Source organism: Zhongshania sp. R06B22, assembly GCF_040892595.1.
GTDB lineage: Bacteria > Pseudomonadota > Gammaproteobacteria > Pseudomonadales > Spongiibacteraceae > Spongiibacter > Spongiibacter arctica.
Genome location: NZ_JBFRYB010000001.1, coordinates 192194 through 215956, shown reverse-complemented (window position 1 = coordinate 215956; position 23763 = coordinate 192194). Strand labels below are relative to the sequence as shown.

The 23763-nt window shown below is 51.7% G+C and carries 19 protein-coding genes; 13 read left to right on the top strand and 6 right to left on the bottom strand.

Features of this window, described 5'->3' with window-relative positions; translation table 11 throughout:
* Positions 1-14: 14 nt before the first annotated feature.
* Positions 15-692: a TIGR00153 family protein gene (locus tag AB4875_RS00880; protein ID WP_368374143.1), complete on the bottom strand. Its 678-nt coding sequence runs from the start codon at positions 690-692 to the stop codon at positions 15-17.
* Between the two features lie 162 nt (positions 693-854).
* Here AB4875_RS00880 and tfpB point away from each other — a divergent pair, with 162 nt between their 5' ends.
* Genes tfpB through AB4875_RS00865 form a run of 3 tightly spaced genes read left to right on the top strand, consistent with a single transcriptional unit; the run spans position 855 to position 6548 of the window.
* Positions 855-2633: a type IV pilus assembly ATPase TfpB gene (gene tfpB / locus AB4875_RS00875; protein ID WP_368374142.1), complete on the top strand. Its 1779-nt coding sequence runs from the start codon at positions 855-857 to the stop codon at positions 2631-2633.
* Positions 2634-2663: 30 nt separating this feature from the next.
* Complete coding sequence (gene glnE / locus AB4875_RS00870; RefSeq protein WP_368374141.1) at positions 2664-5588, top strand: bifunctional [glutamate--ammonia ligase]-adenylyl-L-tyrosine phosphorylase/[glutamate--ammonia-ligase] adenylyltransferase; 2925 nt, start codon at positions 2664-2666, stop codon at positions 5586-5588.
* Positions 5589-5621: 33 nt separating this feature from the next.
* Positions 5622-6548 (top strand): branched-chain amino acid transaminase, encoded by a 927-nt coding sequence (locus AB4875_RS00865; protein ID WP_368374140.1) that lies wholly within the window; start codon positions 5622-5624, stop codon positions 6546-6548.
* 41 nt (positions 6549-6589) lie between these two features.
* On the opposite strand, the gene AB4875_RS00860 is transcribed toward AB4875_RS00865, so the two are convergent.
* On the bottom strand, positions 6590-6985 hold the full coding sequence (locus AB4875_RS00860) for a hypothetical protein (RefSeq protein WP_368374139.1): 396 nt from the start codon (positions 6983-6985) through the stop codon (positions 6590-6592).
* Positions 6986-7266: 281 nt separating this feature from the next.
* Here AB4875_RS00860 and AB4875_RS00855 point away from each other — a divergent pair, with 281 nt between their 5' ends.
* The 3 genes from AB4875_RS00855 to AB4875_RS00845 are packed head-to-tail and all read left to right on the top strand — an operon-like array spanning position 7267 to position 10374.
* Positions 7267-8589: a glycosyltransferase family 4 protein gene (locus AB4875_RS00855; RefSeq protein WP_368374138.1), complete on the top strand. Its 1323-nt coding sequence runs from the start codon at positions 7267-7269 to the stop codon at positions 8587-8589.
* Complete coding sequence (locus tag AB4875_RS00850) at positions 8576-9292, top strand: class I SAM-dependent methyltransferase (RefSeq protein ID WP_368374137.1); 717 nt, start codon at positions 8576-8578, stop codon at positions 9290-9292. The genes AB4875_RS00855 and AB4875_RS00850 overlap by 14 nt, the downstream gene beginning before the upstream one ends.
* Positions 9289-10374: a prenyltransferase/squalene oxidase repeat-containing protein gene (locus AB4875_RS00845; RefSeq protein WP_368374136.1), complete on the top strand. Its 1086-nt coding sequence runs from the start codon at positions 9289-9291 to the stop codon at positions 10372-10374. Before AB4875_RS00850 ends, AB4875_RS00845 begins: the two co-directional genes overlap by 4 nt.
* A gap of 15 nt (positions 10375-10389) precedes the next feature.
* Here the strand turns inward: AB4875_RS00845 and AB4875_RS00840 are convergent, their stop codons facing one another.
* The 3 genes from AB4875_RS00840 to argH all read right to left on the bottom strand — a co-directional run bounded on the left by AB4875_RS00840 (position 10390) and on the right by argH (position 16113).
* Positions 10390-13503, bottom strand: coding sequence for an efflux RND transporter permease subunit (locus AB4875_RS00840; RefSeq protein WP_368374135.1), 3114 nt, complete (start codon positions 13501-13503; stop codon positions 10390-10392).
* Between the two features lie 3 nt (positions 13504-13506).
* Positions 13507-14541, bottom strand: a complete 1035-nt coding sequence (locus tag AB4875_RS00835) for an efflux RND transporter periplasmic adaptor subunit (RefSeq protein WP_368374134.1) — start codon at positions 14539-14541, stop codon at positions 13507-13509.
* Positions 14542-14712: 171 nt separating this feature from the next.
* Complete coding sequence (gene argH / locus AB4875_RS00830; RefSeq protein WP_368374133.1) at positions 14713-16113, bottom strand: argininosuccinate lyase; 1401 nt, start codon at positions 16111-16113, stop codon at positions 14713-14715.
* A gap of 212 nt (positions 16114-16325) precedes the next feature.
* On the opposite strand from argH, the gene AB4875_RS00825 reads away from it, so the two are divergent.
* From AB4875_RS00825 to AB4875_RS00795, 7 genes are all read left to right on the top strand, one after another.
* Complete coding sequence (locus AB4875_RS00825; RefSeq protein WP_368374132.1) at positions 16326-17429, top strand: sensor histidine kinase; 1104 nt, start codon at positions 16326-16328, stop codon at positions 17427-17429.
* The gene (locus AB4875_RS00820) at positions 17426-18160 is read left to right on the top strand and encodes a LytR/AlgR family response regulator transcription factor (RefSeq protein ID WP_368374131.1); all 735 of its coding nucleotides are present in this window, start codon (positions 17426-17428) and stop codon (positions 18158-18160) included. Before AB4875_RS00825 ends, AB4875_RS00820 begins: the two co-directional genes overlap by 4 nt.
* Positions 18161-18245: 85 nt before the next feature.
* Complete coding sequence (gene hemC / locus AB4875_RS00815) at positions 18246-19196, top strand: hydroxymethylbilane synthase (RefSeq protein WP_368374130.1); 951 nt, start codon at positions 18246-18248, stop codon at positions 19194-19196.
* On the top strand, positions 19174-19971 hold the full coding sequence (locus tag AB4875_RS00810) for a uroporphyrinogen-III synthase (RefSeq protein ID WP_368374129.1): 798 nt from the start codon (positions 19174-19176) through the stop codon (positions 19969-19971). Before hemC ends, AB4875_RS00810 begins: the two co-directional genes overlap by 23 nt.
* A 20-nt stretch (positions 19972-19991) precedes the next feature.
* Positions 19992-21146 carry a uroporphyrinogen-III C-methyltransferase gene (locus AB4875_RS00805; RefSeq protein ID WP_368374128.1) on the top strand — a complete coding sequence of 385 codons (1155 nt, stop codon included), beginning with the start codon at positions 19992-19994 and terminating at the stop codon, positions 21144-21146.
* Entirely contained in the window at positions 21143-22363 is a 1221-nt protein-coding gene (locus AB4875_RS00800; protein WP_368374127.1) for a heme biosynthesis HemY N-terminal domain-containing protein, read from the top strand. The genes AB4875_RS00805 and AB4875_RS00800 overlap by 4 nt, the downstream gene beginning before the upstream one ends.
* 89 nt (positions 22364-22452) lie before the next feature.
* Complete coding sequence (locus AB4875_RS00795; RefSeq protein WP_368374126.1) at positions 22453-22761, top strand: tetratricopeptide repeat protein; 309 nt, start codon at positions 22453-22455, stop codon at positions 22759-22761.
* 78 nt (positions 22762-22839) lie between these two features.
* Here AB4875_RS00795 and AB4875_RS00790 read toward each other — a convergent pair whose 3' ends face one another.
* Positions 22840-23691 (bottom strand): alkaline phosphatase family protein, encoded by an 852-nt coding sequence (locus tag AB4875_RS00790; RefSeq protein WP_368374125.1) that lies wholly within the window; start codon positions 23689-23691, stop codon positions 22840-22842.
* Positions 23692-23763 lie beyond the last annotated feature (72 nt).

The window sequence follows — 23763 nt, the reverse complement described above, 5'->3', positions numbered from 1 at the left end:
ATTATAGGCAGAATCTAGCGGGCAATGACGATTTGTAGTCGCGAGCCAACTTTTTGTGATCTATCAGACAGTTCACCGATCAAGTTAATAGTTTGATACAGAAACATGACGTCAACAGGAGGTAGATCTTTTTCAATAGCGTACAAAGCTGCGCGTATGTCGATTTGAAGATTGTCGGCGGAATGCTCCAGACGATCCAGTTCTTCGATCATAACCTCGACTAGGGCGACTTCGCGGCCGCGAAACCCGGTCTCCAGTAGTTCATCGAGTTCTTCAATGGCTTTCATGGCCTGAGCCGAGGTAGCAATAGCCAAATCGACGTATTGGCTCATGAGTTTGGTGAGTGAGTCAGGAAATTTCATTTTCCGACCCAGCATCAGCCCGGCAATATCCTTACTACAGTTGGCAATACGATCCTGCATTCTTACCAAGTCGAGTAAGTCTGGACGCGGGACGGGAAGAAAAAGATTACTCGGTAATTGCAGTCGGACTTGCTTTTTGAGCTTGTCGGCTTCATTTTCAAGGTGAACAATGAGTCGATGTGCCTCTTGGGCCTTGGTCCAATCACCCTCTTGGGCGGCATGAATGAAGGGTTTTAGTGCGGCGGCGCAGGCTTGGGCCCGCTGCATATGCTCTTGAATCGGCGCAAATGGAGATTTTCCAAACAAGCTACCAAGTGAATTTACGGGCACGGTGCGACTCCTTACGGCGTTCTTTTTAGGTGGTCGGGATTATACTGGCCTCCGTTGAGCCTCACCAGACATTAAATGCCGAGCTATATAATCACAGAGTTATTACGTTATTGTGACTAGCTATTAATGGTGTCGATGATCATCACAGGGTTTATGTTTAGTATGCACAGTAATCTCAGTAAAACCGGCCCACTTGACGCGGCCCCAATCATTCGCCAGCTGGTGGACGACGGGCTCTTGGACGCTGCCGTCGCTAAGCGGGTACGCCCGAATCCACCGCGTATTGGCGACCGAATCCAGCATGTACTGAATTATCTTGCTGCAGAGCAATTGCCGGATGCCAGCCGCTCCGGACGTGTGCTTGGCATGGATCGACTACTGGAATGGTTGGCGGGGCATTGTGACCAGCTACCGCAGCGTATCGACCCCTTGAAAATAGACGTACCGGCGGTCACTGGGGTGATGTCGTATGCCTTTGCACAGCGTCATCGGATATTGGCCTTGGCAGTTTCTCCACAGGAAGTGGTCATTGCTGGCAGCGAGCCCTTTGTTAGCGGCTGGGAAAAGGATTTGCAGCAAGTGTTGCGTCGACCCATTCGGCGGGTAATTGCCGATCCCGACGCTATAGACCGTTTTACCGTCGAATTTTACAGTCTGGCAAAGTCAGTGCGCGGTGCAAGTGGTGACAGTCGTCGCGGCGGCCAGGCTAATACCAATCTTGAACAATTACTCGAAATCAGCAATTTAAAAGATCTAGACGCCAACGATGGTCACGTTGTTAATATCGTCGACTGGTTGTTGCAGTATGCCTACGACCAGCGTGCCAGTGACATTCATATAGAGCCGCGCCGTGAACACGGCAATGTTCGCTTTCGTATTGATGGTGTTTTATACAACGTCTATGAGCTGCCCGCGTCGGTGCTGACGGCGGTGGTGAGCCGTTTAAAAATACTCGGTCGTATGGATGTGGCGGAGAAGCGTCGACCTCAAGATGGGCGCTTAAAAACCAAAAATGCTGGCGGTGACGAGATCGAGTTAAGGCTGTCGACGCTACCCACCGCATTCGGTGAAAAAATGGTGATGCGGATATTCGACCCCGAAGTGCTATTGCGCAGCTTTGAAGAGCTGGGCTTGCGCGGTGAAGACCGCCAGCGCTGGGACGGTATGATCCGCTCTCCCCACGGGATTGTATTAGTGACGGGGCCGACGGGCTCGGGTAAGACCACCACCCTATACTCTAGCCTGAAACAGATCGCCACCAGCGAAGTAAATGTTTGTACGATTGAAGACCCGATTGAAATGGTGGAAGACGCCTTTAATCAAATGCAGGTACAGCACAATATTAATCTGGATTTTGCCGGCGGTGTGCGCGCCTTGCTCAGGCAAGACCCGGATATCATCATGATTGGTGAGATCCGTGATTTAGAAACCGCCGAGATGGCGATTCAAGCTGCCTTGACGGGACACCTGGTTATTTCGACGCTACATACCAACGATGCCCCCTCGGCAGTAACGCGCTTACTGGAACTTGGCGTGCCCGCGTATTTGATTCGTGCCACGGTGCTGGGCGTGATGGCGCAGCGCTTAGTAAGAAGTTTATGCCCACATTGTAAAGAGACTGTGGCGCTCGATGAAACCGCGTGGACAACCTTAACCGCGCCCTGGAAAGTCAGTCCACCGGCACATATTTATCATGCACCGGGTTGTTTGGAATGTCGCAATACCGGTTTTTATGGCCGGCAGGGTATATACGAAATATTGCCGGTTGAGGGCCAGGTTCAAGCTGCGATAGCCGATGATGTGGAATTGGATAAATTGCGCCGCATGGCCATGAAAAACGGCATGCGTACCCTTAGGCTGAGTGGGGCGCAAAAAGTCGCGCGCGGTGAAACCACCATCGCCGAAGTCTTGCGAGTAGCGCCGCCGGTGCAAACTGGCTGAGCTTAATAATAAGTAATCAAGGATCAAGCAATGCCGCTGCCCAGCCAATATCGTAGTCTTAATATTTTGGCTCAAGAGCTCCCGCCCGCCTTAGCGGCTGATGTCGAAATACAATGGCAAAGTCTGTATGAGCGTTGCGATCAAGGGCAGCGTGATTGGTATCGTGCATTTGTCGAATCTGAGCACCGCCAGGAATTGCTTGTCGCATTTTCCTGTAGTCCGGCTTTGGTAGAGTTATGCCTGCGCAAGCCAGCCTGGCTTGCCGATTTTGTGTTGAATAAGCAGCTCCACTCACATCTCCCTGACGATGCCTGGCATACAGAGCTGCGCGAGTTATGCGCTGAATGTGAAAGTGCGGAGGACTTGGCGACAGTCTTGCGAGATTTTCGTAATCGTCACTGGCTTCGGATTGTCTGGCGCGATCTTAATCGTCTGGCCGAGATGGAAGAGACGGTTCGGGATTTATCTGCGCTTGCGGACGCCTGCGTCGAGGTGGCACTGGCATTTTTGCATCAGCAGTTAGTAGCCGAACGAGGAGAACCGCGCTCGGCTGAGGGTATTCCGCAACAGCTGGTCGTTATTGCCATGGGTAAGTTGGGGGCCAGGGAGTTAAACCTGTCTTCTGACATTGATCTTATTTTTACTTATCCCGAGCCGGGCAGCACCGTGGGTGGTCCGCGCAGCGATGACAATCAAGCATTCTTCATTCGGCTCGGGCAGCGTTTAATTCAGGCCTTAGATGCTCGTACCGCCGATGGCTTTGTATTTCGGGTAGATATGCGTCTGCGGCCCTATGGGCAGAGTGGGCCGCTGGTCATCAGCTTTGATGCCTTGGAAGAGTATTACCAAGATCAGGGGCGTGACTGGGAGCGTTACGCACTCATTAAGGCGCGGTGTATCGCCGGCGATACTAAAGAGGGCGACCGCCTGCTTCAGCTCTTGCGTCCCTTCGTCTATCGTCGTTATTTGGATTTCTCTGCCGTCGAGTCGCTGCGCGATATGAAACTGATGATTCAGCGCGAGGTCGTGCGGCGTCAGCTTCAAGATAATATAAAGTTGGGCTCTGGCGGCATTCGTGAAATTGAATTTATCGCCCAGTGTTTTCAATTAATACGTGGTGGCCAAGAGCTGAATTTGCAGGCATTACAGTTGCAAGTGATTCTTGCTGAGCTTGGAAGCATGGCCTATCTTCCCGAGCCTGTGGTTGATGAATTGCAGGCGGCGTATAAATTTTTAAGAAATACCGAGCATGCCATTCAAGCTTGGCGCGATGAGCAGACCCAACAGTTGCCGGATGCCGACAACGCGCTGCTTGCCTTAAGTTTCGCTATGGGTTTTGGCGGTGACGTTGCCGCCTTTCAGGATGTTTTAGCTCTGCACCGCCAGCGCGTCGCTGCGCATTTTGGCCATGTTATTGCCCCGCCAGAGGTCGAGCCCGATGACCAACAGCATCTGAGCAAGAATCGTTGGCGAGCTATGCTCGATGATCTCGACCGCGACCTAGTGCGGCAAACGCTGGAGGAAGCTGGCTTTGATGACGCCGACGAGGCTGCCCGCCTATTGGTTGCGTTACTCAATGGCGCTAGCGTATTGCGTATGCAGGGTAGGAGTCGAGATCGTTTATACGAGTTTTTGCCGCTTATATTGGAAGACTTGTGCGATGCTGACTCGCCTGCAGAGACCTTGCTGCGCTTGATTCCGCTTATTGAAGCGGTGCTTCGCCGTACTGCTTATTTAGTGTTGTTAATGGAGAACCCTGCCGCGCGCAAGCGCTTGGTAGTGCTGTGTGAAGCGAGCCCCTGGATCGCGCGGCAGCTAGCAGCTCAGCCAGTACTGCTGGATGAGCTGCTAGACGCAAATAGCTTGTTCTCGGTGCCCGAAAAAGCGGGTCTGAGCAGCGAGCTTAGGCAGCGCTTATTGCGTATTGATAGCGATGATTTGGAAGCGCAAATGGAAGCCCTCCGCCATTTCCGTTTGGCCCATGTGCTGCGTGTTGCGGCGTCCGAAGTGACGGGTAGCTTACCGTTGATGAAAGTGAGTGATTACCTAACTTATATCGCTGAGGTGGTTTTAGACGCGGTGTTAGATGTTGCGTGGCAGAACTTACTTGATAAATACGGCAGCCCCGTGCCGGCAGGTGATGATCAGCGTCACTTTGTGATTTTGGCTTATGGCAAACTGGGGGGGCTTGAACTCGGGTATGGCTCAGATCTAGATTTGGTGTTTATGCACGATCTGCCGTCTAGTTATGTAAGTGACGGCAAGCGACCATTGGACGCCGCCACGTTTTTTACCCGCCTTGGTCAGCGTATTATTCATATTTTGACGGCGGCGACTCGTCTCGGCCCCTTGTATGAGGTCGATATGCGTTTGCGGCCATCGGGTAATTCGGGCTTATTGGTGTCGTCGTTTACGGCGTTTAAAGACTATCAAAACAGCCAAGCTTGGACTTGGGAGCATCAGGCCTTGGTGCGGGTGCGGGCGGTGGCTGGCGATGCATTATTAGCACAAAAATTCGAAGCATTGCGGGGGGAGATCCTCTGTAAACCGCGTGATATCGCAATGCTGAGAGATGAAGTTGTAAATATGCGCCAGAAAATGCGTGATCATCTTATGTCCGCTAGCGATAAAAATGCGGAATTTGATATTAAACAGGGTTCTGGAGGTATCGTTGATATTGAATTTATGGTGCAATATGCCGTTTTAGCATGGTCACAACAGCACCCACCGCTTACTCATTACACTGATAACATTCGCATACTTGAATCCTTGGCTGAACAAGGCCTGATTTCGGCAGCGGATACCCGGACACTGATTGACGCTTACAAGGCGTTCCGCAGTCAGGCGCATCGCCTAAGCTTACAAGAGCAAAAAGGGTTGATAGCCGAAACGGCATTAGGTACCGAGCGGGAAATTGTCAGCCGTTTCTGGCAGCAACTGATGTTGTCTCCATAATGGTATTTACCTTTTTTTGAGGAGTAACACACGATGTCTATGGCTGATCGTGACGGCCTGATTTGGTTCGACGGTGAAATGGTTCCTTGGCGCGATGCCAAAGTTCACGTTTTGACTCATACACTGCACTACGGGATGGGTGTTTTTGAAGGCGTACGCGCCTATCAAACCAAAGACCGTGGCACCTGTATTTTCCGCATGCAGGAACACACCGACCGCTTATTCCGCTCTGCACATATTATGCGTATGGACATGAGTGTCACCAAAGAACAGGTCAATGAAGCGCAGCGCGCTGTTGTCCGTGAAAATGGTTTAGATGAAGCTTACCTGCGGCCAATGTGTTTCTACGGCTCAGAGGGCATGGGGCTGCGCGCCGACAACCTAAAAATGCATGTCATTGTTGCCGCATGGGATTGGCCTAGCTATATGAGCCCTGAGGCTCGCGACAAGGGCATTAAAGTGCGGTGCTCGTCTTATACCCGCCACCACGTCAATATTTCAATGTGTAAGGCGAAGGCCAACGGTCACTACATTAACTCGATGCTGGCCTTGCGCGAAGCGTTAGACAGCGGCTGTGAAGAAGCGCTGTTGCTGGATAATGAAGGCTATGTGGCAGAAGGCAGTGGCGAGAATATCTTTATTGTTCGCAATGGCAAACTGTACACCCCTGAGCTAACGAGCTGCTTAGATGGTATTACTCGTAACACCATTTTCGAATTTGCCAAGGAGCTGGGTTTGACGGTGGAAGAGAAGCGCATCACCCGCGATGAAATTTATATCGCAGATGAGGCTTTCTTTACTGGTACCGCGGCGGAAGTACTGCCGATTCGTGAATTAGATGGCCGAAAAATTGGGTCGGGTTCACGTGGGCCGGTGACTAACTTGCTGCAAAATATGTATTTCGATCAAGTGAAGGGGCGTCGTGAAGAGTTCCCCGAGTGGTTGACACCAATTAGTTAAGTGCTCTGTATAAGGCGCCGTGGCGGTTATTGTTGCGGCGCTTATTGTTTACTTTGTTCTTGCTGGTATCTGCATTCTCCGCGGATGACCACGTCGTTTAATACCGCGTATTGCTCAATCAAGGTGTAGCCAGCTGGGCAGTACTCTGCGAGTCGCGGATCTTGTTCAAGGTCGCGTACGGTTCTTCTTAGTTGTGATTCACTGTCTTCGCGCGGTTTACTGGTGCCGTCTTCTCGACTATTGGCGGACGTTATCGGCCGGGCTCTTTCTCGAAATAGGGGTTGGCTGTAGCTAAACAGGCGAATATCACCGGCCTTTATTGTGGTTTCAAATGCGCCCCTAGGCGATTTTTTTGTCGGCCCACTGGCGCAGCCGTTAAGTGCAACCGCGGTGAGGCTCAGACAAAATAACGTGCTAAAAATAGCGTTTATACGCATGAGTGGCTTATTCTCTATGGGCGAATTTGGGGCGTTTGCGAGTTTAACATGACAAAGTCTTAATGCCAGATTAGGGCATCGCTAAAAATCGCAGGTGGATTTCTCCTCACCTCGTGGTTAGAATCCTGTTACTACACGAGCGGCATTCATCCTATTTCGGCTTCGCGGCATTCAAATGACGCGTGGTTTGACCTCGGCAGCCTTAACAGGTTTCCAGGCTGAGGAGAATTCCACGGTATTTGTCCGAACAACAGTAATCCGAATAACAGCGACCTCGTCTTATGCCGTCAGATCCAGCTACTATCGCCAGCCCCTCACCTATTGAACCGGTTAAAGCCAGCGTAACCCCATTGAGCGATGCTAGACCGCGGCGCGCCTTGAGGGTGTGCTTATTGGGCTACCGTAGCGCGCCCTATGGAGGTGGTCAGGGAATTTACCTTAAGTATCTAAGTAAGGCCTTAGTTGAAGCGGGTCATCAAGTCGACGTGATTTCGGGGCAGCCCTATCCGCATCTTGATCCGCGGGTTAACTTGATCAAAATGCCGGGGATGAATTTATTTGAAACCGGCTTGGGTTCAATTCGCCCCCATCATCTTCGCTCGCTCACCAATATATATGAATGGACTGGCAAGCTAACCGGTGCGTTTTCTGAGCCCTACTGCTTTGGCCGACGGGTGCTTAAATACCTGAAACAACACGGTCGTCATTACGACATTATCCATGATAACCAGTGCCTGAGTTACGGCATGTTAGATCTTCAAAAGCAGGGTTTTCCGCTTATTACAACGATTCACCACCCGATAACCAGCGATATGAGTATTGCGCTGAGTGCCGCCAAGAGCTGGATGGAACGCTTGATGATTCGCCGCTGGCACAGCTTTTTGATTATGCAGCGCAGAGTCGCCCGCGAGCTTCATCATGTGGTGACGGTGTCGGAGCGATCTCGAACTGACATTGCCGCCGCCTTCGATATTCAGCCCGCGGGCATTAGCTTGGTGCATAATGGTATTGATACCGAAGAGTTTCGACCTTTGGAGCATATCGTAAAAAACCCCAATCGCATTATGGCTACGGTGTCGTCGGATCAACCGCTAAAGGGTATGCGCTATTTACTTGAAGCGGTGGCGGCGGTGGTGCCGCGTTACCCTGATCTCGAACTGTTATTAGTCGGTACACCCAAAGAAGACGGTGAAAGCGGTCGCCTTATCCGCGAATTAGGCCTGAGCAAACACATTCGCGCGGTGAGCGGTATCAGCACTGAAGACCTGGTGAAATACTATAACGAAGCCTCGGTGGTGGTTGTGCCCTCTATTTATGAAGGTTTCGGCTTGCCGGCTGGAGAAGCTATGGCGTGTGGCACGGCATTAATTTCTACCGATGGTGGCGCCTTACCTGAAGTGGTTGGCGATGCGGCGATTCAGGTGCCTATTCGCGATAGCAAGGCCATTGCCGAGGTATTAGATACCTTATTGGCGTCGCCAGCATGGCGTGATGAACTGGCAGCGGCCGGTCGCGCAAGAATTGAAGAACTATTTTGTTGGACGCGGGCAGCGCAGCAAATGACGAACTACTACTGGCAGGTGATACAACGTGAAAACGGTTGATTTTCGTCATTTCGAGTTAAATCGGGGTGATAAAGTTTTAGATCTGGGCTGCGGCGAAGGCCGTCATGTTATCTCGGCCTATGTTGAGGCGGACGTAACCGCTATTGGTGTTGATCTGTGTTTGGGTGATTTGCAAACGGCGCAAAGTCGTTTCGCAGATTTTAAAGGCGACGGCCAAGCAGAAAAAGCCTTTGGTCTGGCCAACGGCGATGCCATGCAGCTGCCGTTTGCGGACAATACCTTCGATAAAATTATTTGCTCTGAAGTCTTAGAGCATATCCCCGACTACCAGGCGGTATTGAAAGAAATTGAGCGGGTGCTAAAACCCGGTGGTTTGTTTTGCGCCAGCGTCCCCAGAGCGTGGCCAGAAAAAATATGCTGGGCGTTGAGCGAGGCTTATCACAAGGTCGAGGGCGGCCATCTGCGTATATTTAAGGCCAGTGAATTACGGAAACAAATACAGGATTTGGGTTTTCGTTTTTACCGCCGCCATTGGGCACACGCTTTGCATTCCCCCTATTGGTGGTTGAAGTGCGCGTTTTGGAAAAACCAGGACTCTAATGTTGCCATTAAGCAATACCATCGGTTTTTAGTGTGGGATTTAATGGATAGACCTTTATTTACCAGAACCTTAGAAGCAAGCTTGAATCCAGTGTTGGGTAAATCAGTTGTGATGTATTTTGAAAAGGCTAAGGTGGCATGAGCGGACTGTTTTTAAGCAAAGGCCTCTTCCCACAAGAGTTTTTTAAACCGACGGTGGAGTTTTTGCTGCGTGCTCAACAAGCTGATGGCAGTATCCCCTGGTTTGATGGTGGCCACTGTGATCCCTGGGATCACGTGGAATCGGCCATGGGTTTAAGTATTGGTGGAGAATACGCTGCTGCAGAAAATGCCTACCGCTGGCTTAAAAACGCCCAATTGGAAGATGGTAGTTGGTGGGCGGCCTATCGTGGCGGGGAAGTTGATAATCGTGAACGACGCGAAACTAACTTTGTTGCCTATATTGCTACCGGCGTTTGGCATCACTATCTAATCACTGAAAACCGGCCATTTTTGCGTGAAATGTGGCCCTGTGTTCGGCGCGCAATTGGCTTTGTGCTGGCTCAGCAGTCTCGCCACGGCGAAATAAACTGGGCGGTTGATGCTCATGGCCAGCCAATGGTTGACGCATTAATTACCGGATGTTCCTCAATATACAAAAGCCTCGAATGCGCCGTGAATATCTCGGTCGTGATCGGTGATCCGCGCTCTGATTGGCGTGAGGCAAGGGCGGCTCTCGGTGAGGCTTTGCGTAATAAGCCTGAGCGCTTTGATCGTACTTGGGAGAGCAAGGCGCGCTATTCCATGGACTGGTTTTATCCGGTCTTGACCGGCGCGGTGCCGACCACCAAAGCAAGTGCGCATTTGCAAAAGCGCTGGGATGAGTTTGTTGAACAAGGCTTAGGGTGTCGCTGCGTGTCAGATGAGCCCTGGGTAACCGTAGCGGAATCCTGTGAACTGACAATGGCATTATTGGCGGCAGGCGATCATGCCCGCGCGGTGATGGTGTATAGCTGGTTGCACCAGTGGCGCGACAGCAATGGCGAATACTGGACGGGTTATCAGTTTGTTGAAGATTTGCTATGGCCAGATGAGCGTCCAACATGGACGGCAGCGGCTATTTTACTAGCGGCAGATGCACTCACTGAGTACACCGCCGCCCATCATTTGTTCAATGAGGTCCGTCTCTTGGACGTCAAGTCGGCCTACAGTCTGCCAGAAAAGGAACGTGTCCGTTCTTCCTAGTACACCTTGACCACATTAGGAGTACTTTTCTTTGTCCTCATTCACAGCAAGCTGAGCCTCTAATTGTCGTGTGACGGTGAGGGGTGATTTGCTGTTTCTTGCTAGTAGTCGATAAGCCATGGGTATAACAAATAGCGTTAATATTGTGGCGGAGCTAACACCAAACGCCACCACAATGCCGATGACGTAACGAGATTCACTGCCCGGTCCGGAAGAGAGTATCAGCGGCACCGCGCCCATAATGGTGGTGATAGCTGTCATCGCGATGGGCCGCAGTCTTTGCTGAGCCGATTGCAATATCGCCTGATCGAATTCCAAGCCTTGGTCGCGTAACTGGTTGGCAAATTCCACTAGTAAGATACCGTTCTTAGCCGCCAAGCCCACCAGCATAATAAGCGCAATTTGGCTGTAAATATTCAGACTTTGGTCGGTCAGATAAAGACCGATTAAAGCGCCGGCTACCGCTAGCGGCACGCTTAGCAAAATAATGAAGGGATGAATAAAGCTTTCGAATTGGGCGGCAAGTACCAAATAGACCACCAGCAGTGCCAGGGCGAAAGTGAAGTAAACCGAATTGCCAGATTCGTGATAATCCAGCGATTCCCCCTTGTAATCAACGGTGGCGTCGGGGAGCTTGTCGGCGACCAGATTTTCAAAGTAGCTGAGCGCCTCGCCCAGTGAGTAACCCTCTGCGAGGTTGGCGTCGATGGTGATAGCGCGCACGCGATTATAGCGATTTAACTCTGCAGCATCTCCGCGCTCTTGCAAGGTCACCAGATTGCCAAGGGGAATGAGATTACCGCTGGTCTCCGAGCGCACATAAATATTACTTAAGTCTTGTGGGCTGCGTTGAGCGTCGGGCTCACCTTCGACAATGACGTCGTACTCTTCGCCCCCCATCATAAACGTCGTCACTTTTCGCGAGCCCAAAAGAGTCTCTAAGCTGCGATTGATCTCACTGGCGTTAACGCCGAGGGTGGCGGCCCGGTCTCGATTAATCGTGACGGCTAGCTGTGGTTTGGTTTGGCGGAAATCGCTGTCGACACCTAGCAGGCCGGGATTTGATTTCGCTTCTTTGACTATTAGATCAGACCATTCGGCGAGTTCTTCATAGCTGCTGCCACCAATAACAAACTCCAGCGGTTTACTGAATCCACCACCTAGTGACTGGGGAGTAATTGGAAAAACGCTTAAGGCTGTAAAGCCTGCAAGCCGCTGTCGTATTTCGCCGACCACCTTGGCGATAGGCTCACGCTCTGCCCAGGGGGTTAACACCAAAATACCGACGGCTTGGTTGTAAACGTCGGCGCCACCGCGGCCACCGGGCGCGCGCAGTAACAGTCTATTGATCGTGCCGGCGTCTACCATGGGCATGAGCCGCTGTTCAACCTCTGCTAGATGTTTGGTCACGTAATTGAAAGAGGCACCTTCAGGGCCGCGAATAATCATAAATACCACACCGCGGTCTTCCTTGGGCGCGAATTCGGCAGGTACTTTTTGGAGGAAAAAGACGCAGGCACCCACGGTCATTACCAATGCCAATGCCGACAAGATCGGATGTTTCATGCTGCTAGCTAATATCTTGCCGTAGCGAGTCTCCATGCGGTGGAGCAGGTTTTCGACAAAGGTAGCGAGACCGCCATGCATGGCATCACGTTTCAATACCTTGGAACAAATAACGGGTGATAAGGTAAGTGCGACAATGCTGGAGAAAAACACCGCGACAGCCATCGCGACGGCAAATTCACCGAATAAACGTCCGACATCGCCCTCTAAGAAACTGATGGGGACAAAAACCGCAATCAGTACGGCGGTGGTCGCGATAACGGCAAAGCCAACTTGGCGACTACCGCGATAGGCTGCCACCAAGGGCGGTTCGCCGCTAAGTAGGCGGCGATGAATGTTTTCGAGCACCACAATGCTGTCATCAACAACCAGTCCTATGGCCAATACCAGAGCTAGTAGAGTGAGCAAGTTGACGGTATAACCCAGTGCATACAATACGGTAAACGTTGCGATAAGTGACACGGGTACCGTCACTGCGGGAACCAGCATGGCGCGGAAATCGCCTAGGAATAAAAATATCACTAACACCACTAGCGCGGCGGCGATGAACAGCGTGCTGTACACCTCGGAGATGGCTTGGGCGATGAAAACCGAGCTGTCGTAACTGGGGTGCAGCTGAATGCCCTCGGGCAGGGTTTTGCGAATTTTCTCCGCTTCGGCGCGAACAGCGTCGGCGACGGCAAGGGTATTGGAAACACTTTGTTTTACTATGCCTATGCCGACCATAGGCACGCCGTTGCCTTGGAAATATTGACGGTGCTCGGCGGCGCCGAGCTCAACCCTAGCAACGTCACTGAGCTTAGTGAGATAGCCTTGCTCGTCACGCTTTACCACCAAAGCCTCAAAGTCACTTGGGGTGAGAAAGTGGCGATTAATCTTTACCACAAAATCTCGGTCTATGGATTTTAAAGTGCCGGCGGGAAGCTCGACGTTTTCTCGTCGTAGGGCATCTTCTATATCGCTCACGGTCAGCTGTCTTGCGGCAAGGGACTCTCGATCCAGCCAAATGCGCATGGCATATTCTGGGCCGCCGCTAATACGCACCCGCGCAACGCCATCGAGTACCGCAAAGCGATCGACAATGTGGCGCTGGGCGTAATCGGCCAAGGCTAATACGCTGAGGGTGTCCGACGTTAAGTTTTGCCACATGATGACTTGTTCGTCGGCGTCACTCTTTTGTACCTCTGGCGGATCGGCCTCTTCTGGTAACTCGGCCAGCGCGCCTGATACTCGATCACGCACATCATTGGCGGCAGCGTCGATATCCCTCGTTAATTTGAACTCGATACTGATAGAGGAGAAACCATCGAGACTGGTGGAGTTAATGGTTTTTATGCCTTCAATACCGGCGATACGGTCTTCAATAATTTGGGTAACTCTGGACTCGATGACCTCGGCCGATGCGCCGACGTAAACGGTGCGCACCGATACCACGGGGGGATCAATATCAGGGTATTCACGCAGTGGCAGGCGCTCAAAGGCTAGCAGCCCAAATGCCACTAATAAAAGACTAATGACTACAGCGAATACGGGTCGCTTTATCGCGGTATCGGAGAGAAGCATACTTTAACCTTCCTGTGGCGCGACAGTGCTACCGGCTTGAAGGGAGGCAAATCCTTCGTAAATAAGTTGCTCGCCGACGCTTACGCCACTGCGAATTTCAACAAAGCCCGGTTTGCGAATCCCCAGCTCCACTTGCCGGCGCTCGGCCTTTTGGTCGGCGTTCATAATCCAAAGGTAGTGCTGCAGCTGAACGCTTTGCAGTGCCGATTCAGGTGCCATAATGGCGTCGTACTCACTGGTGGTAATCGATACCAGCATCAACATACCGGGTTTCAATTTTTGATCTGGGTTTTTTATTAGTGCGCGGGCGGTGATGCTGCGATCAATCGGATTTACGCGGCTGGCAACGGCAGAAATAGTGGCGTCAAAGTCGTCGTTTAAGGCGTCGCTGTGCGCAACGATCCTTTGGCCTGGGGCAATGGCCTTGATACTCAGGCTGGGCAGTTGAAAGTCCAGGCGCATTACGCTCAGATCATCCAGGGTGGTGATGCTGGTGCCAGGACTAACTAGGGCACCCGGGCTAAGTTGGCGCAGGCCAATAACACCGCTAAACGGGGCGCGAATAGTGCGCTCTGCAAGTAAGGCCTGAATCTCGGCAATTTTACTCTGGGCTCGGAGCTTGGCTGTTTGACGTTGATCATATTCGGTTTGAGCCGCAGATTGACTGGCAAGCAGGCCCTCTAGGCGCGCCAACTCGCGTTCTTGCTCGGCTAAGTCCGCGCGGGCAGAGCTGAGCTGCGCCGCTTCTTCATCTTGCTGCAGAGTCACTAGCAATTGCCCCTTGGTGACACTGTCGCCATCATCAAAATGGAGCGCGGTGATTTTTTCGGTGACATTGCTGCTGATATCAATCGATTCTTGCGCTAGCAAAGTACCCAAGGCTTGTACGCGTTTTTGCACAACTTCAGTGGCTAGGGTGCTTACTTTTACCGCGGGCGCTGGTCTGCCGCCAGCAGCGGGGGTGTCTGCAGGGCTGCATGCAATAAGTAAACTTGCCATCGCCACGCCTAGCAGCAGTTTGTGTTTTGCGCTTATCAAGACAGTACTCCGTGATTAACTTCAAGGTATGTAGTATTCGTTAAGCGAGGTGGTATACGAACAATAATGTAAGGCTTGATCAGTGGACAAGCATTCTTTTGCGAGAATAAATACGATGGCGCTGAGGGCAATCATCCGCCGACGCAAAGTGCGTCAGCGGACTGAGGGTTATTATGCGCGTTCCGTCAGCCGGTTTTGCGCTCGATCAGCGGCGGCTAGCACTTGCTTAGGCGCGGTACCACCAATGTGGTCGCGGGCGTTGACCGAACCTTCTAGGGTGAGAACATCAAAGACATCGGCGTCTATATCGGTGCTGAAAGTGTGTAATTCATCCAGTGTCATTTCTGACAGATCTTTATTCTCGGCAATGCCATAGGCAACTGACTTGCCGACCACTTCGTGAGCGTCGCGAAAAGGCAGGCCTTTGCGCACCAGATAATCAGCTAAATCGGTTGCGGTGGAAAATCCGCGCATCGCTGCTTCACGGGTGACATCGCTATTGACGGTGATTGCGGGCACCATATCGGCGTAGGCTTTTAGGCAGTCTTTGACCGTGTCGATAATATCGAATAGCGGTTCTTTGTCTTCCTGATTGTCTTTGTTGTAGGCCAGCGGCTGCGATTTCATCAGGGTTAATAGGCTGACAAGATGACCATTAACGCGGCCCACTTTACCGCGCACTAATTCTGGCACATCGGGATTTTTCTTCTGCGGCATAATCGATGAACCAGTGCAGAAACGGTCGGGCAGCTCGATAAATTTAAATTGCGCTGAGGTCCATAACACCAACTCTTCGCTGAAGCGCGACATATGCGTCATTAGCAGGCTAGCGGCGGCTGCAAATTCAATGGCGAAGTCGCGGTCACTGACCGAATCCAGCGAGTTTTCAGTGGGGCGGTCAAAGCCGAGTAATTCAGCGCTGTAGTGCCGATCGATTGGATAGGTGGTTCCCGCCAGTGCGGCTGCGCCCAGTGGGCACTGGTTCAAGCGTGCGCCGCAGTCTTGAAAGCGACTGTAGTCGCGTTCCAGCATTTCGTTCCAGGCCAGCATGTGGTGGCCGAAGGTGACCGGCTGGGCAGTCTGCAAATGGGTGAAGCCGGGCATGATGGTATTGGCTTCGCGTCTGGCAAGATTGATCAGTCCCAGCTGCAAACGGCTTAACTCTGTGCAAATAAGCACTAATTCGTCGCGCACATACAAACGAATATCGGTCGCGACTTGGTCGTTGCGCGAGCGGCCGGTGTGGAGCTTTTTGCCGGTAATGCCGATTTTATCGGTCAGACGTGCCTCAATATTCATATGCACGTCTTCAAGGCTGACTGACCACTCAAAGGTGCCAGCCAGTATTTCAGCGCGAATCTCTTCTAGGCCGCGCTGAATTTCCGCAACTTCCTCGGTGGTTAATACCCCTACTTTTTCTAGCATTGCCGCATGGGCTAATGAACCGTTTATGTCGTGGTGATAAAGGCGTTGATCAAAGCTGACCGAGGCCGTGAAGCGCTCCACAAATTGGTCAGTGGCTTCGCTGAAGCGGCCGCCCCAGGGTTTGATGCTCGGTTCTTTATCACTCATTGCCTTGTGTTCCTATTTTGCTGATTGGCTTAGCGTGGGTGTGTTTGCCAGCCACTGCTTAAAAGGCCGCCATTATAACAGTTTTAGTCTGAATCGCGCTTCTACATTGGCGAAGGTGCTGATGGTTAATGCCGCGATGGTCAGTCCTGCTAGTCGTATCCGCTCTGCCACCAGCCTGCTATGCTTTATAAAATATTTCTAGGGTGAGTATCGTGTCGCGTTGGCAAAGCAAAGCGCAGCTTAATTCTCAGCGAACCACGCGTGAGCAGCAACAAGAGCCGCAGTTGTCGTTTATTGGCAATTTGTCCAGCCCCTATGCGTTGCTGCTAATGGTGTTGTTGGCATCTTTGCTCGCCATTATGTTTACCCTGTTAAAGTCTGGTTTGCAGAATTTTGATTGGGTATTGCTAGGGATGTCCGGCATGTTCACCATTTGGTGTGTGCTGGGGGCAGCGGCGATTTTGCAGTCGCTAAAATCGGTATTTACTAACATGAGTGCTGCCGTCGCCGCCGGCATTAGTTTTATGGTGTGTCTGGCTTGGGTTGCCTGCGTGACCGTGCTGGGTCAATGGTTTGCCAATGGCGGTTTGCGGGACAATGTTTGGCTGCTGGATGGCTGGGCCTTGGCGGATACACTGGTGGTCGCCAGTGTGTTGCTAGGTGTAGGTATGCGTTACGCCTATTTAAGTTTGCAATACCGTCTGCGTGAGCAAAGCAGCTTATATGCCCGCCTAGAAGCGCTGCATGCCAGAATTCGTCCGCACTTTCTGTTTAATACTTTAAATAGCATCAGTAGTTTAATCAGTGCCGCGCCGGAAAAAGCTGAGCAGGCGGTGGAGGATTTGGCTGCGCTATTTCGAGCAAACTTACAGAGTGGGATGAGTGTAGTGCGCTGGGCTGATGAGCGCGACTTGTGTGAGCGCTACTTGCGCATTGAGCGTGCGCGCCTAGCAGATCGGCTCCAAGTAGACTGGCAAGATACCGGCATAGACGATGATGTGGCCGTACCATCGCTGTTGCTGCAACCCTTAATAGAAAACGCTATCGCCCACGGTATTCAGCTGCTGCAAGCCGGTGGCGTCGTGACCATAAGAGCTGTCGCCAGCGACGGCATGATCAATATCGAAATACAAAACCCGGTGTTAGTATCCTCTGACTTGGGGGTGGGCAATGGCATGGCCAGCGACAATGTTCGCCTTCGTTTACAAACCCTATTTGGTGACGAGGCTAGTTTTAAGTGCCAGTTGTCAGAGGGTTATTACCGGGTGAACTTAGTGTTCCCAATTAAAAAATTCAGTCCGGGTCACTCGCTGTGAAAGTTTTAATTGTTGACGATGAGCCCTTGGCGCGGGATCGCGCTGCACGGCTATTAACAGAGCTTGGCAATATTGAGCTGCTTGGCGAGGCCGCCAATGCCGAGCAGGCGCTGGCCGAGATAGCACGCAGCCAACCAGATGTGCTGCTGTTGGATATTTCCATGCCGGGTAAAAGTGGTATTGAGCTCGCGTGTGAATTAGCCGAGCGAGAGTCGTCACCGGCGATTGTTTTTTGCACCGCCTATGATGAATACGCGATCGCCGCATTCGACGCGCAGGCCGTGGGCTACCTATTAAAACCTATTCAACGCGATAAATTGGCTGCGGTGTTTGGTCGTTTGTCGCGGCTCAACAAAGCCCAAATTACCGCGCTTGCCGAGTTGGAAGCGCCAGCTCAGCGCAGTCAGTTATCGTCAACCGGGCCGCAGGGTATTAGTTTGTTGGCGGTGTCGGCAGTGCGTTATTTTCACGCCGATCATAAATACGTTTGCGCAGTGCACCCTGGTGGTGAGCTGCTTATCGATGATAGCTTGCGGGAGCTTGAGCAAGAATTTGCTAGCCAGTTTTTGCGCATTCACCGCAATGCCCTGGTTGCCCTGCAGTATTTACAGGGTATTGAGCGTCACGGCGTGACCGGATATCGGGTCAAATTACAGGGTGTCGCCGAGGGGCCGCAAATTAGTCGGCGGTATTTGCCGGTGGTGCGCGCCCGTCTTGCCAAAGGTGTGTAGTGATCCAAACACTCTAGGTTTTCGGTTTTGTCGGCGCGCTTGCTGCAGTATCATGGGGACCCCACGGAGTTCTACGGAAATATTCATGTCTGACAATACAATCCGCATCGCTACCCGCGAAAGTCTGCTGGCACTCTGGCAGGCGGAGTTCATCAAGGCAGAGCTTCAGGCTGCCCATCCCGGTTTAGAGGTCGAATTACTGGGAATGACCACCCGAGGCGATCAATTGCTAGATTCGCCGCTATCCAAAATTGGGGGCAAAGCCTTATTTGTTAAAGAGCTTGAGCAGGCGCTTGTGGATGGTCGCGCCGATATTGCGGTGCACTCTATGAAAGACGTGCCAATGGAGTTTCCAGAAGGCTTGGGCTTGGCGATTATTTGCGAGCGGGAAGACCCGCGTGACGCCTTTGTGAGTAATCACTTCCCTTCAGTCGATGCCTTGCCCCAGGGCGCTCGGGTTGGTACATCTAGTTTGCGTCGCGAGTGTCAGCTTCGCTCGCAGCGTCCAGATTTGCAAATTTCCAGCTTGCGCGGCAATGTGCAAACCCGCTTACGCAAGCTCGATGAAGGCGAATTTGATGCCATTATTCTGGCTGCGGCGGGTTTGATTCGTCTTAAACTAGAAGATCGCATCGCCTCCCTAATGTCGGTTGAATCTAGTTTGCCTGCCTGCGGCCAAGGTGCGGTTGGTGTTGAAACCCGCTTGGACGACGCCAGAGTCATTGGCCTATTACAGCCGCTACACAATGTCGTAAGCGCAGAGCAAGTGATGGCTGAGCGGGCCATGAATCGCCGTCTTGAAGGCGGTTGTCAGGTGCCCATTGCCGGTTATGCAATTGCTGACCCTAAAGACCCTAAGCAACTTTGGCTGCGCGGTTTAGTGGGCGCACCCAGTGGTGAAGTGGTTTTAACCGCCGAGCATTGTGGTCCTCGTGATCAAGCTGAAGCCTTGGGTGTGGCGGTGGCAGAAGCGTTGCTGAAGCAGGGTGCCGGCGCAATATTGAAGGCAGTATATGGCGACAGTAAAGCTGAATAATTTACGGGTATTGGTTACGCGACCAGCCGATCGCAGTGCCGAATTTGCGGCCGCCTTAACGGCGGCGGGTGCGGTGTCGGTCTTGCAGCCCTTGCTAAATATCGCGCCGCTGTCTTTACCGGAGCATGAGGCCGAAATTAAACAATGTCGCAGTCTGCTGATGAATCTCGATAGCTACCAAAGCTTAATATTTATCAGCGTGAATTCGGTGCATCATGGTTTAGATCAAATAGAGCAATACTGGCCGCAGTGGCCAATGGATATTGATGTCTATGCAATTGGAGGGGCCACCGCAGCGGCGCTCGCCGAGCGTGACATCACCGTCCGCCATAGTGCTCAAGCAATGAATAGCGAGAGTCTGCTGGCCTGCGGCGACCTTCAACACATCAATAAGTCTAAGATATTAATTATCCGTGGCGTCGGTGGTCGGGAGTTTTTGGCCACTGAGTTGAGGAAGCGCGGTGCGGTAGTTGATTATGCAGAGTGTTATCAGCGCTGCAAACCTGATATCGACAGTGGTCAATTGCAGGCATTGCTGTTACAACACAAGATAAATATGGTTGCATTAAATAGCGGCGAAACCCTCAGCCACTTTACTGAGCTGATGGGTGCGGCGGCATTGCCATACCCGGTACTGGTGCCAAGTTCGCGGGTGGCAGACATTGCGAAGGCTCAGGGCTATCAAACAGTGATACAGGCTGATAATGCCGCCACTGCAGCAAGCCTTACAGCCCTAAAGCACTATGTACAGAACAATCCGTCTATACATCATTAAATGGATCTTGAGAGAGCATAATGAGCGGCGATAAACCGGAAGATAATAAAGACGCAATTACCACTCCAGAGCAAAAGCCGGCGGTAATCAATGTGCCCGAACCCAGCGCGAATAAAAAAGTCAATAAACCGGCAGACAAACCGCCAGTGAAGCATGTAGTAAAACAAAAGTCCGGTGGTAATGTGCTGGGCTTGCTGGCATTGCTTATCGCCCTTGCTGCTCTGGTTTTGGCTGGCTGGATGTATCAACAAGACCAGCTGCTGGCTGCGCAGAAACAAAATGCCAATGCGGATTTTGACTCAGAATTACGCGCGCTCAGCACCTCGCAGAGTGAGTTTAAAGCATTGATCGGCGCCCAGCGCGAAGCGCTATCTCAGCTGCGCAGCGATGTCGGGACACGCTTAGACGCCCTAACTATGCGCAGTCAGAACCTAGAAGTCACGGTGGAGTCGCTGGCTACCGTAGACCGCCAAGATTGGTTGCTGGCAGAGGCTGAATACTTGCTGCGACTCGCTAATCAGCGCGCCCAGCTCAGTCATGATGCGCGCTCCGCTGCGCAGCTATTGGGCAGTGCCGATGAAATATTGCGAGACCTAGACGAGCCGGCTCTACTGCCAGTGCGCGCCGAATTAGCAAGAGAGATTGGCGCCTTGCAAAACAGCGCTGAGCGCGATGTTGAGGGCAGTTATTTGGCCTTGCAAGCGCTGGCTAGCGAAGTCGAAAAACTCAGGATATACAAAGCGCCGAGCTACGTGCCCATACCTGTTCAGGTAGAAGAGTCCGCTTGGCAGCAGCGCTTACAAGGTGGTTTGACTGCAGCATGGGAAAAACTCCGCAGCTATATTCGTATTGATCATCATCAAGACAATTTCCGCGCGCAGTTGGCGCCTGAGCAAGAAGCCGTGTTGCGGGCAAGTTTGCAACTAATGTTCGAGCAAGCACAGTTAGCGCTGCTGGCAAACCAACCGGTATTGTATGAGCGCGCTTTGGAAAAAGCCGCGGCGTGGTTAAATCGTTATTATCAGCTTGATGAAAAGCGCGACGCCTTGCTTGCGCAAATAAATACCCTTGCGGAAGTTCAGGTAGATGCCGAACTAGCCGATATTTCTGGCTCGCTGCGCATGCTGAAAGAGTACCTGAAAAGTAACCGCTGGCAGAAAGAGGCTCGCCAATGAAAATATTCATTGCGGTTCTGCTTACTCTAATTGTAGCCGCCGGCTTGGCGATGGCGATTGAAAAAGACCCCGGCTATATTTTGATTGCCTATGGCCAAACCACCGTCGAAATGACGATGTGGGTGGGTTTGGCGCTACTGTTTGTCTTTTTGTTTCTATTGATCGTGCTTTTTCTTAGCTTGCGCCGTGGCGCCAAAGTCTCGCAAAAGATTGGCAGCTTTTGGAGCGACCGCCAAGCTAGTCGCGGCCGCAGTCATACCACCCTGGGAATGATCGCTTTTATCGAAGGTAATTGGGAAAAGTCGCGGCGCTTATTAACCGATGCTTTAAAAGGGAGTGACGCACCGCTAATCAATTACTTATTGGCTGCCCGTGCCAGCCATGCCCTAGGTGATGCCAAGGCGAGTCGTCACTATCTCAGTTTGGCTGAGGGTACCAGCGCCAAAGCGAGTATCGCGGTGGCACTAACTCAGGCGCAAATGCAGATTGACAATGGCCACCTTGAAGAAGCGTTAGCCACTTTGACCCGCGCTCGTCGCAATGCCGAACGCCATCCTTCAGTGCTGAGTTTATTGGAAAAAGTGTATTCCGGTTTGCGCGATTGGACCTCCTTGTTAGCGCTGCTACCAGATTTACGTAAACACAATATTCTCCCTGTAGAAAGAATTGATATCTTAGAGCGCGAGGCGCTCATGGGGCAGTTGGAGCAGTCGGCTATGCAGTCTGACGTGGCGGTGGTGCAGCAGTGGTGGAAGCATGTTTCTCGCGCTTGGCAGCATGACGCCGATCTCGTGCTGGCCTATTGCCGAACCTTGCTTGCCCTGGGTGATCAAGCAAGCGCAGAGAAAGTATTGCGCCAAGCCATAAAACAGAACTGGTCTAGCAACTTGGTGCTGCTTTATGGCTATATTGCCGGTACAGATCTGTCGCGTCAGCTCAGTGTTGCAGAGTCGTGGTTGAAAGATCACGGTGACGATAGCGCGCTATTATTAACTTTGGGGCGTTTGTCATTGCGTAATGAATTATGGGGAAAGGCTAAAGAGTATTTTGAACAAGCTTATCGCCGCAATGCCAGTGCTGAACTTGGCTTTGAACTTGGTCGCTTGCTCAGCAATCTGGGCGAGTATAACGACGCTGAACGCTATACTCGAGAAGCTCTGCAAATTCAGGGGCAAGCGCTACCGGAATTACCACAGCCTCGTGTGAGCGGAGCTTAATATTCTGAGCGGCTGTAATGAGCAAAATCAATCACCGCGTTTGTTTGCTTGGTTGTAGGCAAGACGCGGCAAAATAATGGGAAGTTAATGTGAATGTCGCCGCCCTAGAAAAAATGCTTGCCAAGGGAAATGACAGCGCCATGCTGCGTTTCGGCTTAGGCAAAGCCTACCTCGACGATAAAAATCTAGATCTTGCCCGCGAACATTTACAGTGCTGTGTCGATATTGATCCAGACTATTCCGCGGCCTGGAATTTACTCGGCAAAGCGCATCTGCAATTAGGTGATAAAGCCTCGGCAGAAACTGTGTGGCAAACAGGTTTGGAAGTGGCTACGCGGAAAGCGGATAAACAAACTGAAAAAGAAATTACGGTCTTTTTGAAAAAACTCAAAAAGTGAGGCTGAAGCGTTTATAGCTTAGTCGCTGCCCCAGCCCCTTTCTGCAAACAGTAAGATATAGGGTTTGCCGCCTGCTTCTTAGCTAACCGCGGCCATATGCTTTTTATGCACTATTTGGGCATCCAGCAATAGATCTTTGGTGACCGGCTTGTTGTGGTCAGTAATACCTAGCAGTTCACAGATGGAGCCGCAGATTTCCGTCTGTTTTGGCGCGCAGGCGGACTGGTGGGAGAAGTGCTCACCGATCACAAATAAGGGGATGTCACGTTCTTCAGGGAGAGTGCCGCCGTGACTCTTGTCGGCGTTCATTCCGTGGTCTGAGGTGATGAGTACCTGATAGCCTTCATCAATCCAGGTGGGGACATATTTGGATAGTTCGCCATCTGAGACTCTGACGGTATTGCGGTAGTGAGCGCTGTCCACGCCCGATTTATGTCCGGCATTGTCGATGTTCATAGGATGTATTAATAAGAAGTCTGGATTGTAACGACGTCTCAGCGTTTCTGCGTCTAGGTAGAGATAGTTATCCGGGTAGTGATCACCATGATAGAAACAGCCATGTTGAATCAGTTGTTCGAGGTCGTCAGTGTATCGGTCTCGTATAGGATCATAGGGGCTGCGGTTATAGAGTTCACTAAACCAATGGAAGGCGGCAGCAGCGGTGGTCAGGCCTTGTTTATGGGCCATGCTGAAGACGCTTTGCTGATTGGAATTGCGGATGACATCGTTGTGTACGATACCGCTCAGAACCGGGGGAACACCGGTGAGAATGGTTTCATATAGTGGCCGCGACTTAGACGGTAGCTCGCACTGCAACTTATAAAGTGTGGTGCTGCCCTGAGCCTTTAAGCCCTGAAGAAAGCCCATGCATTGCTCGGCTGTTTCATAAGCTAAGCCATCGAGCACGACGAGTATTACTTTTTGTGACATATTTTCCTACCACGGTCATGGCCGATCAATATCAGCCGATAATTCAAATAAATTGAGTCGAGAGTAGGTTGT

Excerpts from the sequence above, each read along its gene's own strand:
- AB4875_RS00805 (WP_368374128.1), top strand. The coding sequence starts at position 19,992 with ATGAGCGGCGATAAACCGGAAGATAATAAAGACGCAATTACCACTCCA.
- AB4875_RS00845 (WP_368374136.1), top strand. The coding sequence starts at position 9,289 with ATGAGCGGACTGTTTTTAAGCAAAGGCCTCTTCCCACAAGAGTTTTTT.
- AB4875_RS00800 (WP_368374127.1), top strand. The coding sequence starts at position 21,143 with ATGAAAATATTCATTGCGGTTCTGCTTACTCTAATTGTAGCCGCCGGC.
- AB4875_RS00840 (WP_368374135.1), bottom strand. The coding sequence starts at position 13,503 with ATGCTTCTCTCCGATACCGCGATAAAGCGACCCGTATTCGCTGTAGTC.
- argH (WP_368374133.1), bottom strand. The coding sequence starts at position 16,113 with ATGAGTGATAAAGAACCGAGCATCAAACCCTGGGGCGGCCGCTTCAGC.
- hemC (WP_368374130.1), top strand. The coding sequence starts at position 18,246 with ATGTCTGACAATACAATCCGCATCGCTACCCGCGAAAGTCTGCTGGCA.
- tfpB (WP_368374142.1), top strand. The coding sequence starts at position 855 with ATGCACAGTAATCTCAGTAAAACCGGCCCACTTGACGCGGCCCCAATC.
- AB4875_RS00810 (WP_368374129.1), top strand. The coding sequence starts at position 19,174 with ATGGCGACAGTAAAGCTGAATAATTTACGGGTATTGGTTACGCGACCA.
- AB4875_RS00860 (WP_368374139.1), bottom strand. The coding sequence starts at position 6,985 with ATGCGTATAAACGCTATTTTTAGCACGTTATTTTGTCTGAGCCTCACC.
- glnE (WP_368374141.1), top strand. The coding sequence starts at position 2,664 with ATGCCGCTGCCCAGCCAATATCGTAGTCTTAATATTTTGGCTCAAGAG.
- AB4875_RS00790 (WP_368374125.1), bottom strand. The coding sequence starts at position 23,691 with ATGTCACAAAAAGTAATACTCGTCGTGCTCGATGGCTTAGCTTATGAA.
- AB4875_RS00865 (WP_368374140.1), top strand. The coding sequence starts at position 5,622 with ATGTCTATGGCTGATCGTGACGGCCTGATTTGGTTCGACGGTGAAATG.
- AB4875_RS00855 (WP_368374138.1), top strand. The coding sequence starts at position 7,267 with ATGCCGTCAGATCCAGCTACTATCGCCAGCCCCTCACCTATTGAACCG.